This is a genomic window from Candidatus Neomarinimicrobiota bacterium, assembly GCA_012964825.1.
Lineage (GTDB): Bacteria > Fidelibacterota > Marinisomatia > Marinisomatales > S15-B10 > UBA2125.
The window spans coordinates 1-18,503 of sequence record DTTI01000073.1 but is presented as its reverse complement, the minus strand read 5'-3'; the positions used below and the strand labels follow the sequence as shown (position 1 = coordinate 18,503).

Here is an 18,503-nt window from a genome sequence, read left to right as displayed (position 1 = left end):
AGGAAATGATTACGGTTCGGTAGCCTTGGTTGTTTGGCTTTTGGGATGTCTCGCCTGGATCGTGGCTATTCTACTGGGTGCTACAGCTGTAGCCCGAGTGACTTACAAGCAACTCAAAGGGGACGAATTTTACTCCTCTGGCGACGCATGGAAGTTTGTTAAGAAACACTGGCATGCGCCTGTTTTTACTCATCTCTCCATTGCAGTCATTGTGCTCTTTTTCGTCGTCATTGCTGCTGTCTTTGCTCTCATCGGAAAAATTCCGTATCTCGGTGAACTTTTCTTCGGTATACCCTACCTGCTCTGGTTCTTCGGTTCTGTTTTTGTGGCTTACACTATAGTTGTCCTGGTTGTATCGATCTTTTTCACCCATGCCGTTGTGGGCACCATGGAAGAGGACACAATGGGCGCCGTCTTCCAGAATTACTCCATAACCTGGTCACAACCGTGGAGAACACTTCTCTATCTCCCGTTACTCTATGCACTTGTTTATGCAGGTGTGACCATCTTCTCTTCTTTCTTGTGCATGGGTTACGGCCTTATCAATATTGTTTTCGGACATGATTCACTCATGGGATCGAAACTTGGCAGAATGGTATCTTGGGCTTCTGATAAGGTTTTGGAACCGATCTCTCCCATCACTGAAGCTCTTACTTTTGACGGGTTACTCTCTACGGTCTATCTCCCAGATGCATCCGGAGCCCTTGGCCCAATGGAATACTTCGGCGCTGTATTCATTGCCACATCACTTTTCTTAATCGTCGGCACCGTACTCTCATACGGACTCAGTGTGGAGATTGTGGCTCAGACGATTGCTGTGATAATTTTCAGGATGAAAACCGATGAAGAAAATCTCCTAGAAAGGAAAGATGAGGAAGAACTGGAGCTGGAAAATGAGGATGATTGGTCCTTCGATTCAGATTCTTTATCGGATGACGAAGAAGAATCGGGAGAATCAGACGATGACTCAGATGAAAGTGCGGATAACAGCGATGAAAATGAGGACGAATCGTCTGAGGAGACTTAATTCTTGAAGCAATAAAACTGATGAAAAAAGGGGCAACACGCCCCTTTTTTTTACCAGCATCAACAGGAATGCTTGACTTGGAGTTTATTAGAAGGGTAATTTCGCAATCATTGTTATGAAACTTTCTCGACGGGAACTGTATGAATCATCGGAGGCACTCCATTGCACTGCATCAGTCAGCAATTTGGGACTTGACGATTTGTCCTTTATTCAAGATAATCTTCCCGTAACATTGAATATCAAGAGAAGCGGTTCTACCCTGGATATACGAGGTGAAGTTACCGCTGATTTGAAAGAGAGCTGTGACCGATGCCTAAAACTTTTCGGTAGAACAGTGAATGGCACTTTCCGAATACTTGTCACAGAAGACGCTTCTATCATAAATGAGTCCACAGATTCTGATATAATGCTTTTCCCCATAGATCAAAATGAAATTGATATCTCACCGGCTTTACGAGATTCGATCGCTCTTGAGAAATCCATGAAGGAAACTTGTAGCGAAGAGTGCAAAGGACTGTGTGCCGGATGCGGCGTAAACCTGAATTCTTCGAGCTGTCAATGTGAAAAAAATGAGATGGATGAACGTTGGGCTCCTATGAAAGAAATAAACCTATCTGACATGGAGAATTAATATGGCACTTCCAAAAAGAAAACAGTCAAAAGCCCGTAGTAGAAAAAGGCGGACACATTGGAAAACGAAGGAAGCAACCATCTCAAGTTGCTCGCAATGTAATCAGCCCAAGATGCCCCATAGGGCATGTCCCAACTGTGGCTATTATAGAGGCAGGCCGGTAACCACACCTACCAGCTAACAATCTCGATGAGAATAGTCGTCGATGCCATGGGGGGTGACCACGCGCCGTCAGAAGTCATTGAAGGTGCTCTGGAAGCCGTATCCGACGACTCCACAATTGATCTCACTCTTACTGGAGATGAGTCCAAGATCAAAGAGAGCTTGACTGATTCAAATGAATCATTATCAGTAACAATACATCATACTTCTCAGGAAGTCGAGATGACAGATCGGCCATCTCAAGTGATAAAACAAAAGCCGGACTCCTCAATTGTTTCAGGCATTAACCTAATGAAAAAAGGGAAAGCAAAAGCCTTCGTGAGTGCTGGAAACACGGGAGCAATCTTGGCAGCCTCGCTCTTCCTCCTCGGTAGAATCGAAGGTGTTAAGCGGCCAGCTTTGGGTGTTTACTTTCCCGTTGGTCAGAACGGTCTTGTTCTTTGCGACGCAGGCATCAATACCGAAGCTAAATCCTCTCACCTTCTTCAGTTTGCAGTCATGGCGTCAAAATATATATCTCATATTAAAGGGGTTCAAAATCCTTCTGTAGGTCTCCTTAACATTGGAGCCGAAGAAACAAAAGGTACCGAGGTTTACGTTAAATCCCACAAGTTGATGAAAAAATGTCTTCCATCATTCAAAGGAAACATTGAAAGCAGATATCTCTTTGACGGAGATGTTGATGTAATAGTTTGTGACGGTTTTCTGGGGAATAATATTGTGAAATTTGCTGAAGGCTGGATAGCCCATGTCCACCGGAACGTTTCACTGCAGCTGGAAGATAAAGTCAATTCCACAGATGAGAAAAAACTGTTCAATTCCATATTTTCCAAAGCCATGAAACACTTCGAATATGAAGAGTACGGCGGTGTCCCCCTCCTTGGTGTGAATGGTGTTGTTATCATCTGTCACGGCAGTTCTCCTTCCAGAGCTATAAAGAATGCCGTATTTGCGGCAAAAAAATGTGTCGAGACTGATCTAATTGGATCCATCAGGGACAATATCTCATCCACTGTATCCCTCATTAAAGAAAGCACATAATTTTGCGGGTAACCATCTCAGCCGTTTCCCACTATCTTCCTGATCGCGTCATGACGAACACCGAACTCGAGCAGATTGTTGACACTTCCGATGAATGGATTCAAAGCAGGACAGGCATCCGGGAGCGCCACGTTGTGGCTGAGGGAGAAGCCACATCTCATATGGGAATCAAATCTGTTGAACAGATTCTGGAAAAAAGCGGCACAAGTGCCCAGGAGATTGATGTGATTATTGTTGGAACGGTGACGCCGGACATGTTCTTCCCCTCTACTGCCGCACTTGTCCAAGATTCAATCGGTGCCACCAATGCCTGGGCTTTTGACCTGAATGCCGCCTGTTCGGGGTTTCTCTTTTCGCTGGAAACGGCCGCCAGTCTCATTTACAGTGGAAGGCACAATAAAGCGCTTGTCATTGGGGGCGACACTATGACCTCAGTCCTTGATTATAAAGATCGTTCCACTTGTGTTCTTTTCGGTGACGGTGCCGGCGCTGTGCTCCTTCAACCAACTGAAGGGGATGATGGTATTCTTGACTCAATCATGTTCACAGATGGGAGTGGCGGTAATCGACTCTATATGCCTGCCGGCGGAAGCCGCCAGCCCGCAACTCACGAAACGGTGGACCAGCGGTTGCATTACTTGAAACAAGACGGTCGGGAAGTATACAAGTCGGCTGTTCGGGGAATGGCTGATGCCGCTAAGACACTTTTGGAAAGGAATGGTTTCTCAAATAAAGATGTGAACCTTTTTATTCCACACCAGGCAAATAAAAGAATCATTGATGCCACCGCCAAGCGACTGGGGTTGAGTGAAGAACAAGTGTTGGTAAACATTGACCGAGTTGCCAACACCACTGCCGGCACTATCCCCATTGGTTTGAGCGAGACCGTCAATGAGGGTCGGTTGGCAGAGGGAGACCTTGTTGTCCTGGCCGCATTCGGAGCAGGGTTTACGTGGGGAGCCACTCTAATCAGATGGGGGAAGTGCGTATGATTACGGCTTTCCTCTTTCCAGGTCAGGGTTCCCAAAAAGTTGGCATGGGAAAAGATTTAATTGAGGCCTCAGCTTCAGCAAAGAGGAGGTACGAAGAGGCCAATGACATTATGGGTATAGACCTGGCAAAACTTTCCTTTGAAGGACCTGAAGAGATCCTTCGGCGGACCGAAGTCACTCAGCCCGCACTTTTTGTTGCCAGCGTTGCACTGGCAGAACTCATAATGGCGAAAGGACTTACACCGAGTTTTTCAGCCGGGCACAGTCTCGGCGAATATTCCGCCCTCACAACCGCCGGCGTTTTCACTTTCACACAGGCTTTGGAACTGGTCAAACTCCGGGGTGACGCCATGAGCCGGGCCGGACAGGAACGCTCAGGTACCATGGCCGCCGTCATCGGACTTGATGCTGACGCTGTAAAATGCATCTGTGATAAAGCGTCTGAAGGAGTAGAAGTAGCAGTACCGGCGAATTTCAATTCTCCGGGGCAGATTGTAATTTCCGGGAATGTTGATGCGGTAAAAAATGCCATGAAGCTGGCAGAAGAATCAGGCGCCATTAAAGCAATTGAACTGAATGTGAGTGGCGCTTTCCATTCTCCGCTAATGGACACCGCGAAAATGTCCATGAAAAAGGCTCTTGATGAAATTAGCCTGAGCCGTGCACGGTTCCCCGTTGTGATGAATATTTCCGCTGAGGCTGTTTCGGAACCGAATGAGATTAAAGAAAATCTGATTCGCCAACTCGACAATCCGGTCCGATGGATCGAAACTGTAGAAACTCTCCGGGATTTAGGTGCAACAGATTTTGTTGAAGTCGGTCCTGGACGCGTCCTTCAGGGACTTAACCACCGTATAGATCGTACCCTTTCAACAAGAGGAATAGAGCGGTTTGACCAGATAAAGGAGTTGGCTATTGCCTGAAGTAAAAACGGCATTTATCACTGGTGCTTCCCGCGGAATCGGTCTCGCTATCGCTAAAAAGTTTGCTGAGAGCGACATCAAGGTGACTTGCGCCAGCAGGACTGCGAAAGACCTTGAAAAGGTAGTTGCTGAGATTGAAGAAAATGACGGAACCGCACTGGCTGTGCCCATGGATGTTTCGGACATGACCGCCTTTGAAAAAGCTGTGAAAGAATCTACGGAAAAGTTTGGGAGCGTTGATGTGCTTGTAAATAATGCGGGCATTGTGAAAGACAATCTTTTACTCAGGATGAAAGAAGGTGACTGGAACAGTGTGATTGATGTGAACCTCAAAGGATGTTTCAACGGCATTAAGGCAGTCATATCTCACATGATGAAAAACCGTTTCGGCAGGATTATTAATATCACATCGGTATCAGGTATGATGGGCAATCCGGGGCAGGCCAACTATTCGGCAGCAAAGGCCGGAATAATCGGTCTCACAAAAACCGTCGCTCGTGAACTGGCGTCACGTAATATCACCGTTAACGCCATCGCCCCGGGTTACATTGATACTGACATGACAACCGATTTGAACGATAAAATGAAAGAAGAAATGATCAAACAGATTCCCCTGGGGAGAATTGGGAATACGGAAGAGATTGCCGCAACGGCACTATTTCTAACTTCCGACGCAGCAGCTTACATTACGGGTCAGACAATTGCCGTTAATGGCGGTCTCTACATGTAAAGGAGAAAACAGATGTCCAGTTTCGACAAGGTGAAGGAAGTTATCATGGACAAGCTCGGTGCTGATGAAGATAAGATCAACATTGAAGCATCTTTCGTTGATGATCTTGGCGCCGATTCACTCGATACGGTTGAATTGATTATGCAGCTCGAAGAAGAGTTCGGCATGGAAATTCCTGATGAGGAAGCCGAGAAGCTTACCACTGTAGGCTCCGCCGTAGACTATATAGACTCACACGCCAGCTGATAACCGTGCCACGGCGCGTCGTGGTCACAGGGATGGGAATTGTCTCCCCATTCGGTGTGGGTGTCCACCATTTCTGGGACTGTCTGCTCGCGGGCAAGAGCGGGATATCCACTGTTACCAAATTCGATACCTCAGATTTCGCCGTCAAGATTGGCGGAGAGGTAAAGAATTTCCAGCCCGATGACTATCTCAATAAAAAGGAGCTGAACCGCCTCGACGAGTTCGCAGTTTTGGCCATGGCCGCCGCAGATGAAGCATTAAAGCATGCCAATCTGGAAAATGGTATTAATGATATGGACCGATTCGGTGTCATCCTCGGTTCAGGCGTCGGCGGTCTTCAAACCATGGAAGAGCAGAACCGGAAAATGATTAACCGTGGTCCCCGTGCCATTTCCCCTTTCTTCATCCCCATGTTCATTCCGGACATCGCACCGGGATATATTTCAATTCGATGGGGAATGAAAGGGCCAAACTACAGTGTTGTTTCAGCATGTGCCAGTGCCACGAACGCAATCGGCGACGCCTACAGACTCATTCAGTACGGAGACGCTGATGTCATTCTTACCGGAGGTTCCGAAGCTGCTATCACACCTATTGCCTATGCCGGTTTTTCAAACATGAAAGCTCTCTCAAGCAATAATGATGAACCGGAGAAAGCGTCTCGGCCATTCGATCTGAAACGGGACGGTTTTATCATGGGTGAAGGGGCAGGGCTTCTGGTGCTGGAAGCGGCGGACCATGCCACTGCCAGGGGCGTCACTATTTACGGTGAGATAGCCGGCTACGGCGCCACCAGCGATGCCTATCACATCACTGCTCCCGCCCCCGGCGGCGAAGGTGCTGTTCGTGCCATGAAAAGAGCCGTCTCCGACGCTGACCTCAATCTTGAAGATATTGACTATATTAATGCACATGGCACGTCCACTCCGTATAATGATAAGAATGAAACTGCAGCTATCCGGAAACTGTTTGGTACTTGTGCCGACAGCCTGAGTGTCAGTTCAACCAAGTCTATGACTGGGCATCTTTTAGGTGCCAGCGGCGGGATCGAGGCCGTCGCATGCATCATGACTATTATAGATAATAAGATTGCCCCCACCATCAATTATGAAACGCCCGATCCTGACTGCAACCTAGACTATACACCTAATATTGCAGCGGAGAGAGATGTCAAGGTGGCTATGTCAAACACCTTTGGTTTCGGTGGGCACAATGCTGTGCTTATCGTAAAGCAGTGGGAAAACTGAATCTGCTCAGAAAGTTTTTCAGACGACTTATTTGGCGGTTTGTTCACAGAAACGGCAAACTCATAGAACTCCAGGAAGCGCTGGACTATTTTTTTCGAGACTCTTCCTTGCTCAAAACTGCTTTGACACACAAATCTAAAAATCCCGAAGTGACCGGCAATTACGAGCAGCTGGAGTTTTTGGGGGACTCCATCCTTGATCAGGTGGTGTCGGACCTGCTCATAAGGGAATTCCCTCAGGCAAGAGAAGGTTTGCTGACACAGCGGCGGTCAACGCTTGTGCAAAAGGGATACCTGGCGAAAATGGGTGCTTCCCTGAATCTCCTGAAGTACATAAAAGCAGGTTCCTCTCTGGACCTGAGTCAACCGAAAGTGTCTGAGAAACAGTTGGCAAATGTTTTTGAATCGCTTATCGCCGCCATGAGGCTTGACGGCGGGCTTGAACCATGCAGAAAGCTGATAAACAGAACAGTCTGGGAAAAGCGGAGAGAAGCCTGGAAAACACTCAATTACAAAGGTCTGCTAATTGAACACTGCCAGGCCAACGGTATGGAGACACCCCGCTTCAACATCACTGACACGGAAGGTGCTGAGCACGAAAAGATCTTTGAAGTGACTGTAAAAATTGGCCAGCGAACTCACGGTTCAGCATCCGGACCAACAAAAAAAGCCGCTGAACAAACGGCTTCTCAAAAAACACTGGAATCTATAAAGTCCTGATCAGACCTTGGAAGCCCCCTTTTCCAGTTCCATAAGCTGATCTCTGATCTTTGCTGCCCGCTCATATTCTTCATCGTCAATGGCTTTCTGCAATTTATCTTCGAGAATATTACGCCGGTTGTTATCGTGACTGTGCACTAATTCTTCAAAACTAACAGAAGATTGTTCCTCATCTTCCACGCCTGCTTCATTCATGACAGCTTCATCAACGAAAATTGGCGCTCCCAACCTCAGCGCAACCGCAATGGCATCTGAGGGACGCGAATCAACCTCAGCCTCATCGTCTCCATCAATATCTATCCTGATACCGGCGAAAAAAGTCCCTTCAGACAAATGAGTAACAACAACTGCTTTAACATCGACTTCCATCTGTTCAAGGATGGAGGTTAATAGATCATGAGTCATGGGTCGAGGCGTGTCCACCTTCTCCATGGCAAGGGCGATGGACTGGGCCTCGAAAGATCCTACAATGACCGGTAGCTTTCTTTCTTCGCCGCCGATCTCTTGCAGTACCACGGCATACCCTTTGCTTGGTGGGTAAAAAGAGATGCGTGTGACTTCTACCGGTATCATAGATGATGAGTTCGAGCCTGCTTTAATTTAGGTGATCGTTGTTCTCAATGCAACCTTCTTAACCACCAAATCAGTCATTTTTTGCAAGTCTCGCTTTCAGCGATTCTATCCTTTCCACAGGTGTGGGATCAACCCCATGCAACACTGCACACCAATAACTTACCCAGTCCCCGAAATGGACAAGATAGAGTAAGCGTCCTACCAGGGAATTCCCCTGGCTCCGGACCTCTTTCTGATAGCGAACAGTCTCGCCAATCAGTTCACGAGTCAGTGACTGTCGCAATGCAGTTCTCTCATGCTGGTCTTTATCAATTAACCAGACAACGCCCATCTGTTTCAGTAATTCTGGATTATTCTTGAACCCAACAATTTCATTGTGGTTCATCTCCGGCAATGTGTGGTGAAAGGCGGCCATTTTTCCGTTTTCTTCGAACTGTCCGCGCCAGCGAAGCGCTACAGCACCTGTGTAACGGGCATCACCATAGATGATCGGCACAGAGTCATAAACAGTTTTTGCCAAAGAGAATGTGGGGTTACTGTCAGAAGGTTCGGCAAAATTATCTCTCAGTTCTTTCAGCTCGACGGCAGCGCTCTGGAGATCTTTGCTAAGTGATTCGTCAGCTAACCCGATCTTTTGCAAGAGCACAATGGCAGGAATGGAAACATAACCGATAGAAGCCCTCGGCGGATTGCCGCCGGGAATTTTGATAACATCACTGTCAAAACCATTTAACCTCGCTTCCAATTTCCCGCCGGAGGTGACTCCGGCAACCTTTGCACCCCGCTCCAGAGCGTCATCCAGGCAAGAGAGGGTTTCCTCAGTGTTGCCCGAATAGCTGACACAGATAACAAAAGTTTTGCCATCCACCCAGGCAGGCAGTCGATAATCACGGACCACTTCTATGGGCACGCTGGTACTGTCTACGGTTAGAGCTCGGATGAGGTCACCACCTATGGCAGAGCCGCCCATACCAGCGATCACAACTGAAGAAATATCTGAAAAATCACCTTTCGGATCGTGGCCCCCTCCAATAGCCAATGCGTCTTCAATCTGCTTAGGAAAATTGACTATCTGACCGTGCATATCTGCCGGGTCAAGCTTCCTGAAGTCCATGGTTAATGCTTTCTCTCCATCACCATCTGCACAAACAACTCAAATTTCTCCCGTTTATTTTCAGGAATATCCCCCAGAAATGAAAGTGCCTCATTCACTAGGTGTTTCACTTTCTCCTCTCCCGTTACCTGGATTCCGTTATCGTGAAAGTATTGTCGCAGTTCCGGTAATATCTTTGCGCTCAAATCTTCCCCACTAAGACTGGCCCTGAATTCAGACCACTGAGAAACATTATCCTCCTCAGCACTGCAAGTGAGAAATGTTTTCTTCCCCGCTAGAACATCAGAGCCGAGGCTCTTCCCCATATTCTCTGAACTCGAATAGATCTCAAGGATATCATCCTGAATCTGGAATGCCTGCCCTACCCGTTCGCCAAACCGCCCAATCTGATCAGTCTGATACGAAGATGCACTGCCCACGATGGCACCGAGCCGGCAGCAGAGGGAGAGAAGTGTCCCAGTCTTGAGCCGGACCATCTCTAGATAATCATCCACACTAACCCCTTTACGGGATTCAAAATCCTTATCCATTGCCTGACCTTCGCAAAGTCTCAGTGTGGCATCTGTGAAAACTTTCAGACTTTCTGTGGCCGCATCATCGAGACGGGTAAGCTGATCATAGGCAAGAGCAAAGATGCCGTCACCGGTCAGAATGGCCGCGGAGTTGTCCCAACGTCTGTGAACAGTTTCTTTGCCGTGCCGGAGATCATCACCGTCCATGATGTCATCGTGAACGAGGGAGAAGTTGTGAAGAATCTCAACAGCCATGGCTGCCGGTAGTGCCACATCTTCGCTAGCGCCGAAGGCGTCAGCGGAAATAAAGACTAAAGTGGGACGAAGTCGCTTACCCTTGCCGGAAAGAACGTAACGTATGGGCTCGTAGAGATAGGCAGGTTCATCGTTTTTACCAATATCCAACAGAGCCGCATCAATAAGGTTACGGTATCGCTCAACTCTGCCGGAAAAATCATCAGTCATCCGCTGGAGTCTCCACGTCGCCTAGTTCACTTATCTTATTCAAAACAAGGTTCTTGATTTCATTCATCCTATCTTCACTTTTCGCTTCAAAACGGCAAACGATTACCGGTTGTGTATTGGATGCCCGGACAAGCCCCCAGCCGTCAAGGAATCTGATCCTTACACCGTCAATGTCCAGACAATCGTAATGTTCATTAAAATAAGCCGTCGCCTCCTTGTTAATCCTGAATTTTTCTTCATCATCCAAACAGTTGAGCCTCATCTCCGGTGTGGAGTGATACTGAGGCAAAGCCGCAACAAGTTCAGAAAGTTTTTTGTCCTGGCGAGACAGCATCTGAACGAATCGCGCTGATACATAAATGGCGTCATCGTAACCAAAATAGTCATCAGCAAAAAAGAGATGGCCACTCATCTCCCCACCGAACTTACAGGAGAGCTCCTTCATTTTCTGTTTGATAAGCGAGTGCCCCGTTTTCCAAATGACAGGCTTCCCCCCCAGCCGGATTATCTCTTCCTCCAGTGCCTGTGAGCACTTGACATCAAAAAGGATCTCGTCCCCTTCATTCACGATTTCGGGCAGCATAAGAGCCATGATCTGGTCGGCAAATACGATCTCCCCCTTTTCATCCACTAAACCGATACGGTCGGCATCGCCATCATAGGCAAGGCCAGCATCAAAGTTGCCACCTTTAACCGTTGAGATCAGCTCGGTAAGATTCTCCGTAACAGTTGGATCCGGGTGATGGTTTGGAAAGTTACCATCCACGTCACAAAACAATTCAGTAAGATCGGCGCCTAATCCTTTAAATATGGATGGGGCAGCGAGGCATGCCGCGGCATTGCCGCTGTCCATGGCCAAGGTCATCTGATGGTCAAACGTGATCTTGCTCTGTATCATTTCAATATATTCATCCAGAATCTTGTACCTCACTTCAGTCCCTTCGCCGCTCTCGAAATCGTCTCGCTCCATGAAGCCTTTCAGTTGCTGGATCTGATCACCATACACAGCACCCTTTTTCAGGGACATTTTGAATCCGTTCATATTTGAAGGGTTATGGCTCCCTGTAATCTGGACTGCGGCGCCGGCATCCAGCTTCCACATACTGTAGTAATTAGCAGGTGTGGGTAGCGTACCGATGTCAATGATGTCAACTCCTGTATTCAGCACGCCTTCTTTGAAAAGTTTTTTAAGCTGAGGTGTACTTAACCGGACATCACCGCTGAGAGCGACCTCTCGCACGCCGGACCGCTTGACGAGTGTCCCAAATGCTTTGCCAAACCCTGAAACAAACTCCGAAGGAAAGTCTTCCTCAACAATACCTCTTACATCATACTGTCGAAAAATGTATGGATTAATTTTCATGGTGTGATTCTAAACAATCAGTTTACCGAGAATAACAGCCTCAGAGGCACCCGTCACAGAAGGGAGATTACCCGGAATTCCCTTCAGGTGTGCCGCCCCCAGCATAGCAAAGCCCAGCGCTTCCTTCATAAAAGGATCGATGCCGAAATCATTGGAAGTGAGAATTGAAATAGAAGAAAATTCAGTTTTTAATTGATTCATCACAGATTTGTTGTAGACACCTCCGCCTGAGATTAAGATTTGTTTAACACTGTCAAGCGGAAGGTTCTCTCGGCAATTTACTGCCACACTCTGAGCGGTAAAAAGGGATAGTGTTGCCAAAACATCATTCACTTTCCAACTTTTCATATCAGGTAGATGTTCCGAGATCCAATCGGCACCAAACTCATCTCTACCGGTGGATTTGGGCGGTGATGCTGTAATGAAGGAGTGACGGAGCCACCCCTCCACTGATTCCTCATGAGCGGTACCAGCCTGAGCCAGAGTGCCGTCCTCATCAAAATTGTTCCCTGTAAGGGCTTTTGAGGCTTCATCCAACAGTCCCATACCAGGACCGGTGTCAAAACCAAGTATCGGTTCATCCGAAATTTTGGAGGGAAGATAAGTGACATTGGCAACGCCACCCAAGTTCATGCAGATGACCGCCTCCTCCCGGCGTTGAAACAGCCATTTATCAACAATTGGAATCAGGGGTGCTCCGGTGCCTCCCGCGGCAATGTCGGCGCTACGAAAATCTAAAATCACTGGCACATTGAGAGCTTGAGCCAGAAAGGACGGTTCCCCTATCTGGAGACTCGATTCACCGCTCACATGATGGACGGTCTGTCCATGCATGGCGATGGCATCTATGATGATTAATTCGTTCGCACGCAAGAACTTCTCTGTCTCTACCGCCATGAACCTGCCCAGAGAAACATGAGTCTGTGATATCACATCAGAGTCACCCTCCAGGCACGTTTCAACGTCCGCTCTCATTTTGTCACTGTATGAAACTGATCCTGTTCCCAGCACATTGAACTGCGCTGACTCCTCTTTTAAATCAACTTCGGCCACGCAGATATCAAGACCATCCATGGAGGTCCCTGTCATCAGCCCCACCATGGTGAGGCACGGTTTCTTCTGTAGAGTGTCCAGATCAGCAGGCATTGTTTCTAGATATGATTATTTGGCCTTTTCGATAACAGGCCTCAGAAAGCCGTCATTTTCATCCAATGTCTGTTTGGCCGTGCTGTAATCACACTTTTTGTGATGCATAACGATGGCTGTCTTCACCTCTTTTCTGGAATCCATAAGCAAACTGTTTGCTGAATCATAGTCCAGGCCTGTCAATTGGGAGACAATGCGGGTACCTCTGTCCACCAGCTTTTCATTCACAGCTTTGAGATCCACCATGAGGTTGCCGTAAACTTTTCCTAGCCGTACCATGGTGGCCGTTGATATTATATTAAGTATCATTTTTGTGGCAGTGCCCGATTTCATACGGGTGGAGCCAGTGATAACCTCCCGGCCCACATTCACCGCAACGAGCACATCCACTCTAATATCCACAAGCAGAGAAGGATTACAGATGAGAAAGACGGTGGAGCACCCCTTGGTTTTCGCATATTCCAGGGCGTGGAGTACATAGGTTGTTGTTCCGCTGCTGGCAATGCCGACGACCACATCTCCCGTTGTGAGATCCACCAAGTCCAAATCCCTTTCGGCATCCAAAGGTTTATCTTCGGCCCCTTCAATTGAACGTCTGAGAGCTTTTTCTCCGCCTGCAATAACACCCTGGAAAAAGTCAGGCGGTGCTGAAAATGTTGGAGGACATTCGGCAGCATCCAAAACACCCAAACGACCGCTCGTCCCGGCACCAATATAAACAACATGTCGCCCGCCCCTGATGGCACCAACAGCCAGATTCACCACCTCTTCCACTTGAGGGAGCACTTCACGAACGGATCCCGCCACAGTACTATCCTCCATGTTGATAATTTCCAGGATCTCAGCCACTGATTTGGAATCGAGATCAATGGAATTAGGATTCTGCTGTTCCGTTGCTAGAGAAGCCCTGTTCAGTTTTTCACCCATTGTCCGAAGTGGTCCTCTTATCTTGAAAAAGTTAATCAACCTCCACTGTCTCAATGAAGTGTATTCCATTTACCTCTGAACAGCCCTTCGCTCAACTGATTTTGTGTAAATTGTGTATATGGTAGAACCCACTTTAGCAATCATCGGCCTAGTCCTCTCAGCATTTTTCTCAGCCACTGAAATTGCATTCCATCAGGCAAATCCTCTCCAACTGGCAGTTTGGCGCGAGCGGGGATACGGGACCGTAAATCTTACTGAGCAATTTCTGGGCAAACCGGACAGATACCTCATCACTGTCCTTGTTGGGACGAATCTGGCAAATGTGTTGACCTCATCTTACGCCACCATCACGCTCATCCACTTGGGTCTGCCGCAACTGTGGATCCTTATAACAATATCAGCTGTTATCCTGGTGTTCGGTGAAATATTACCAAAAAGTTTTTCCAGGGAAAGGGCCACTTCAATGGCTGTCTTCAACACGCCATTTCTTAGGGCGTCGGAGATTCTCTTCACTCCTATTGTCTGGATTGCTCGGAGCTACGCGTCCCTGTTCCCTGACGGGAAGGAAAAATCAACCACACACTTTTTGAATCGAAATGAACTGAAGATTCTGTTTGATGAAATGGAAGTAAGTGAAGAATTAGAAGCGGAAGAAAAAGAGGTGATCATCAATATTTTTGATTTCGGTTCACAACCGGTCCGGGCAGCCATGACATCCCGCGCCGACATCATAGGCCTGCATGAAGACGCCTCTGTTGAGGATGCCGTCCAACTCATGGCATCAACCGGCCTCTCCAAACTTGTTCTCTACAGGGATTCCCTCGATCAGATCCAGGGAATCGTTTTCCTTCATGACCTTTTCTCAGAGGCTGAATCCCTATATGAAATTGCTCACAGACCGCTCTTTATCAGCGAAACGATGACATCCAGCGAAGCACTTCGGGAATTAAAGCGATACCGGTCAACGCTCGCCATTGTTGTAGGGGTCGATGGAAAGGCCTCCGGTCTGGTTACGGTTGAAGACCTCATCGAAGAGCTCTTTGGTGAATTTGAAGATGTGTTTGATCAGGAGACGAAACGAGTATCCCGGCTCACCGATGGTAGTTTTGTTATGGATGGTCGCATGGATCTGGAAGAACTTGAATCGGAATCCGGCGTCAGACTGCCAAAAGGGAATTATGAAACAATCGGCGGTTTCATCATCCACAGGCTAGGAAGAATTCCTACACCCGGGGAAAAATTAGAGTCAGCCGGTTTCAGAATAAGAATCCTTCGTTCCACTCCAAGTCAGGTCGAGCGAATTCATATAAGGAAAAAATGAGGTTAGATTAAGGCTCTCGTCCCAACAGCCTTACAGCTACCACAGCTGCCGCAACACCCAACAAAATAGCCACCCCCACCGGCAGGTAACTCACAAGAGAATAACCGAAAACAAGACTGATAACCCCTGTGGTTAAAGCATAAGGCAACTGAGTCTTTACATGATCAACATGGTCCGAGCCGGAAGCAATTGAAGAGAGTATTGTTGTATCAGATAGGGGTGAACAGTGGTCACCAAATACACATCCCGAGAGAACGCTGGCAAAAGTTGCAAGATAGATGGGTTCACCAACAAGAGAATTGGGGTCTCCTCCCAAAAGGTTGAAAGCCAACGGTACAGCGATGGGAACGAGAATAGGCATAGTTCCCCAAGAGGTACCTGTACAAAAACTGACCACAGCCGCGGTTAAAAAAGTGACCGGCGGCAAAAGGGCCGGAGTGAGAAAACCTTCAGTTAAACTTATGATATAATCAGCCGTCTTAACCTCCCTGCAGATATCTCCCAGCGTCCAGGCTAGAACAAGGATCATACAAGCCATAAGCATTGACTTGGCTCCCTTTACCCAAGACTCCAGACTTTCCCTTAAGGTGAGGAGATTTCTTCCATAAGAAAGAAAAATGGCCACAAATCCCGCTATAAAAGAACCCCACATTAAAGCACGGTATGGATCGGAGGAGCCGATGATATTTCTGATGGAATGATCGTCACCGGGTGCCAGTGCGTCCGTCCCAGTCTTGTACAGCCCGATGACAATTATGACAACAAGCAAAAGAATTGGCACCATGGCGTTTGTCCAGTGTGAAGTGCCTGAATTCAATCCCCCATCCTTGGACAGTTCTGTATCTGTGAGAGGTTGTGCACCATCAGCCAGAACCTTCCCGTCATTGAGAGCACGACGCTCCGCTTTGAGCATGTTGCTATAATCGCGGCCTGACCAGATCAAGAAACCCATGAATGCGATTGTGAGAATGCAATAGAAAGAGTACGGAATGGAATTGAGGAACGTAATGTAAGGATTCTCCACAATACCGTATTCTTTATAGGGTGTTTCCAAGAGCGACATCTGAAAAACAGACCATGTGCTGATAACAGCAAGACTCGCCACCGGTGCTGCGGTGGAATCTACGAGATAGGCAAGTTTCTCCCGGGAAACCTTGAGCTTATCGGTGAACGGACGCATCATGTTTCCGACGAAAAGAGTGTTGGCATAGTCGTCAAAGAAAATGACCACTCCCATGAGCATAGTAGCCATCTGACTTCGCTTTCGTGTATTGGCGTACTGCGAGGCACTTTCAACGACGCCTCCCATTCCGCCATTTGCGCTGACCACACCGATGACACCGCCGAAACCGAGGGTAAAAAGCAGTATGGCCGCCTGATCAGTATCAGTGATGGAATTCAAAATATGAGTATCGATGGTCTTCAGAAGCCCCTCCACGGGGTTATATCCCATGAGCATGGTAGCGCCGATCCAAACACCGCAAAACAGTGAAAGGATCACCTCTCTTGTAATGAGTGCCATGGAAATGGCAAACAACGGAGGTATAAGGGAGGAAAAAGAAACCCGGAAGTCTGTCACATTGCCCGTGGGAACCAACAATTCCCACACCACAAGAGCGATAAATACGGCGATAAGAGAAAGTTTACGGGTCTGTCCGTTCACAAAGGGTGTCAATATAGGCGGTGAGCCAGAGAGAGAAAAGTGATTTTTCCTCCCTTTTTCTCAATGCCCTGAGTAACTTGACTGAGCGATGAAAAGGATTGATTTCTACGTCATTCATCAATTCCTGTCCCTCCTGGGCGTCGCAATTTTCGGGTTTCTGATTATCTTTATTGTCGTGGACACCGTTGAGAATATGGACAAGTTCATCGATGCGGAAGTCCCCAGTAATTTGATTATCACTTACTATCTCTACTCACTGCCATGGTTTGTTAGTATCGGCCTGCCCATGGCGGTCCTTGTCTCTACCATCTTCACAGTGGGTCTTCTCTCAAGAAGAAATGAATTGACAGCCATGAAGGCCTCCGGCGTTTCACTATACAGGATTGCCGCTCCCCTTATCATATGCTCTATAATTATCAGCGTAGCTTCCTTCTTTTTTGATGACCGTGTCGTGACAATCGGAAATCAGAAAAGGCGAGAAATTGAAAAGGAGTACTTGATTAAGTCTCGTGGTAAACGATATTCAACAAAAAAACGTGACATCTTTCTGAGGAAATCCGATGATTTTCACATCGCTATCGATCGATATACACCAAAGACTCTGAAGGCTGCCGGTGTTTTGATTCACTTTATGGAAGAAGGGAAACTTACACGGCGTATCGATGCAAATAGAATGACCTGGCTTCCCCAAGATGAGAAGTGGAGAATTGAGACTTACGCCATCCGAGAATTCCACCCTGACGGCTTTGAGACCGCAGTTTATTTCTCCCGGAGCGATACGGTGCTCACCATCAACTTCAGCCCGGAAGATCTTACGAGACAGGCAACCTCCCCCCAGGAAAAGAACTACAGCAATCTAAAAACATTTATCGCAGAGTTAAATGAGAGCGGTGTGGACACGACCCGCTGGGAGGTAAATCTTTACGGTAAGATTTCTTTCGCTTTCACCAACGTGATTGTTGTTCTATTTGCATTTCCTCTTGTGGCATTTAAACCGAGGACAGGCCTCGCCTTTGGCGCTGGAATGAGCGTATTTTTGATTTTCGGTTACTACGCCTTTATTCGGTTCGGACAGACGCTTGGCTACAAGGGAATACTTGAGCCTGCCTTGTCGGCATGGATTGGCAATATTGTCTTCTGTCTGGGAGGAATTATATTGTTGATGCGGGCGAGAAAATAGCTACTGGCTGGGAGGCGTCTTATCCTTGCGGCTCTTGAAACTGGTGAGGGCTACACCAAATGAAATAGATATTCCTTTCATATTGTGAATCCAGACACCGTTTCGAAAAGAAAGAGCAAAATCATAAATAATGGGCCCGGCGTGAAAGCCTGCCCCAAACCCAAGCTCTTTTAAATATTTCCCGCCATACATATAACCCAAACGGAGGGGAAAAGCCTTGAACCTGTTGAACTGAAGGCCTGTTGAAAGTTTCCACTTCTGATGAACACCTAGCCTGTTAGTAAAACCAGCTACCAGGTCCCCGGCAATTGTTAAGTCCTGGTCAAACCGTTTGGATACTCCCAACCGAAAGAGGCCAGGATAACGTATTTTGAACTTTCGTGGATTACCGTTTTCAAGCGTATCTTTTACAATATACTTTCTTTCCTGGAATAGCTCATCCCATTTGCTATTGCTAAGTTTATCCAGAGTGACCGAATTAGCGGTTATTTCGTGAACCATCGACCAGCCCCGAGGCACCT

At 47.5% G+C, this 18,503-nt stretch carries 19 protein-coding genes and 1 pseudogene; 11 read left to right on the top strand and 9 right to left on the bottom strand.

Going from position 1 to position 18,503, the window contains the following annotated elements:
- Window positions 1–867: 867 nt before the first annotated feature.
- A pseudogene (locus EYO21_07055) lies at window positions 868–966 on the bottom strand (FmdB family transcriptional regulator).
- A 176-nt stretch (window positions 967–1,142) separates the two neighbouring features.
- Between EYO21_07055 and EYO21_07050 the strand changes: the two are divergent.
- The 9 genes from EYO21_07050 to rnc are packed head-to-tail and all read left to right on the top strand — an operon-like array spanning window position 1,143 to window position 7,718.
- On the top strand, window positions 1,143–1,658 hold the full coding sequence (locus tag EYO21_07050) for a DUF177 domain-containing protein (protein ID HIB03560.1): 516 nt from the start codon (window positions 1,143–1,145) through the stop codon (window positions 1,656–1,658).
- A 1-nt stretch (window position 1,659) separates the two neighbouring features.
- Window positions 1,660–1,839: a 50S ribosomal protein L32 gene (locus EYO21_07045; protein HIB03559.1), complete on the top strand. Its 180-nt coding sequence runs from the start codon at window positions 1,660–1,662 to the stop codon at window positions 1,837–1,839.
- A gap of 8 nt (window positions 1,840–1,847) precedes the next feature.
- Window positions 1,848–2,861: a phosphate acyltransferase PlsX gene (gene plsX, locus EYO21_07040; protein HIB03558.1), complete on the top strand. Its 1,014-nt coding sequence runs from the start codon at window positions 1,848–1,850 to the stop codon at window positions 2,859–2,861.
- A gap of 2 nt (window positions 2,862–2,863) precedes the next feature.
- Window positions 2,864–3,853 carry a ketoacyl-ACP synthase III gene (locus EYO21_07035; protein HIB03557.1) on the top strand — a complete coding sequence of 330 codons (990 nt, stop codon included), beginning with the start codon at window positions 2,864–2,866 and terminating at the stop codon, window positions 3,851–3,853.
- Entirely contained in the window at window positions 3,850–4,776 is a 927-nt protein-coding gene (fabD, locus tag EYO21_07030; protein ID HIB03556.1) for an ACP S-malonyltransferase, read from the top strand. The genes EYO21_07035 and fabD overlap by 4 nt, the downstream gene beginning before the upstream one ends.
- Complete coding sequence (gene fabG, locus EYO21_07025; GenBank protein ID HIB03555.1) at window positions 4,769–5,506, top strand: 3-oxoacyl-[acyl-carrier-protein] reductase; 738 nt, start codon at window positions 4,769–4,771, stop codon at window positions 5,504–5,506. The genes fabD and fabG overlap by 8 nt, the downstream gene beginning before the upstream one ends.
- A 12-nt stretch (window positions 5,507–5,518) precedes the next feature.
- Window positions 5,519–5,752 carry an acyl carrier protein gene (gene acpP, locus EYO21_07020; GenBank protein HIB03554.1) on the top strand — a complete coding sequence of 78 codons (234 nt, stop codon included), beginning with the start codon at window positions 5,519–5,521 and terminating at the stop codon, window positions 5,750–5,752.
- Window positions 5,753–5,757: 5 nt separating this feature from the next.
- Complete coding sequence (gene fabF, locus EYO21_07015; protein HIB03553.1) at window positions 5,758–6,999, top strand: beta-ketoacyl-[acyl-carrier-protein] synthase II; 1,242 nt, start codon at window positions 5,758–5,760, stop codon at window positions 6,997–6,999.
- Entirely contained in the window at window positions 6,987–7,718 is a 732-nt protein-coding gene (gene rnc / locus EYO21_07010) for a ribonuclease III (protein ID HIB03552.1), read from the top strand. The genes fabF and rnc overlap by 13 nt, the downstream gene beginning before the upstream one ends.
- Here rnc and EYO21_07005 read toward each other — a convergent pair whose 3' ends face one another.
- The 6 genes from EYO21_07005 to murQ form a co-directional block, all read right to left on the bottom strand.
- Window positions 7,719–8,291: a hypothetical protein gene (locus tag EYO21_07005; protein ID HIB03551.1), complete on the bottom strand. Its 573-nt coding sequence runs from the start codon at window positions 8,289–8,291 to the stop codon at window positions 7,719–7,721.
- Window positions 8,292–8,361: 70 nt separating this feature from the next.
- A complete protein-coding gene (locus EYO21_07000; GenBank protein ID HIB03550.1) occupies window positions 8,362–9,405 on the bottom strand; it encodes a bifunctional phosphoglucose/phosphomannose isomerase in 1,044 nt (347 codons plus the stop codon).
- Window positions 9,406–9,407: 2 nt separating this feature from the next.
- Window positions 9,408–10,382, bottom strand: a complete 975-nt coding sequence (locus EYO21_06995; protein HIB03549.1) for a polyprenyl synthetase family protein — start codon at window positions 10,380–10,382, stop codon at window positions 9,408–9,410.
- Window positions 10,375–11,745, bottom strand: coding sequence for a phosphomannomutase/phosphoglucomutase (locus EYO21_06990; GenBank protein ID HIB03548.1), 1,371 nt, complete (start codon window positions 11,743–11,745; stop codon window positions 10,375–10,377). Before EYO21_06990 ends, EYO21_06995 begins: the two co-directional genes overlap by 8 nt.
- A 9-nt stretch (window positions 11,746–11,754) precedes the next feature.
- Window positions 11,755–12,891, bottom strand: a complete 1,137-nt coding sequence (locus tag EYO21_06985) for an anhydro-N-acetylmuramic acid kinase (GenBank protein ID HIB03547.1) — start codon at window positions 12,889–12,891, stop codon at window positions 11,755–11,757.
- 15 nt (window positions 12,892–12,906) lie between these two features.
- Window positions 12,907–13,818, bottom strand: coding sequence for an N-acetylmuramic acid 6-phosphate etherase (gene murQ, locus EYO21_06980; protein HIB03546.1), 912 nt, complete (start codon window positions 13,816–13,818; stop codon window positions 12,907–12,909).
- Window positions 13,819–13,936: 118 nt separating this feature from the next.
- Here murQ and EYO21_06975 point away from each other — a divergent pair, with 118 nt between their 5' ends.
- Entirely contained in the window at window positions 13,937–15,139 is a 1,203-nt protein-coding gene (locus EYO21_06975) for an HlyC/CorC family transporter (protein ID HIB03545.1), read from the top strand.
- A 7-nt stretch (window positions 15,140–15,146) separates the two neighbouring features.
- On the opposite strand, the gene EYO21_06970 is transcribed toward EYO21_06975, so the two are convergent.
- Window positions 15,147–16,802: a Na+/H+ antiporter NhaC family protein gene (locus EYO21_06970; GenBank protein ID HIB03544.1), complete on the bottom strand. Its 1,656-nt coding sequence runs from the start codon at window positions 16,800–16,802 to the stop codon at window positions 15,147–15,149.
- Window positions 16,803–16,890: 88 nt separating this feature from the next.
- On the opposite strand from EYO21_06970, the gene EYO21_06965 reads away from it, so the two are divergent.
- Entirely contained in the window at window positions 16,891–17,982 is a 1,092-nt protein-coding gene (locus EYO21_06965) for a YjgP/YjgQ family permease (GenBank protein ID HIB03543.1), read from the top strand.
- On the opposite strand, the gene EYO21_06960 is transcribed toward EYO21_06965, so the two are convergent.
- Window positions 17,983–18,483 (bottom strand): hypothetical protein, encoded by a 501-nt coding sequence (locus tag EYO21_06960; protein HIB03542.1) that lies wholly within the window; start codon window positions 18,481–18,483, stop codon window positions 17,983–17,985.
- Window positions 18,484–18,503 lie beyond the last annotated feature (20 nt).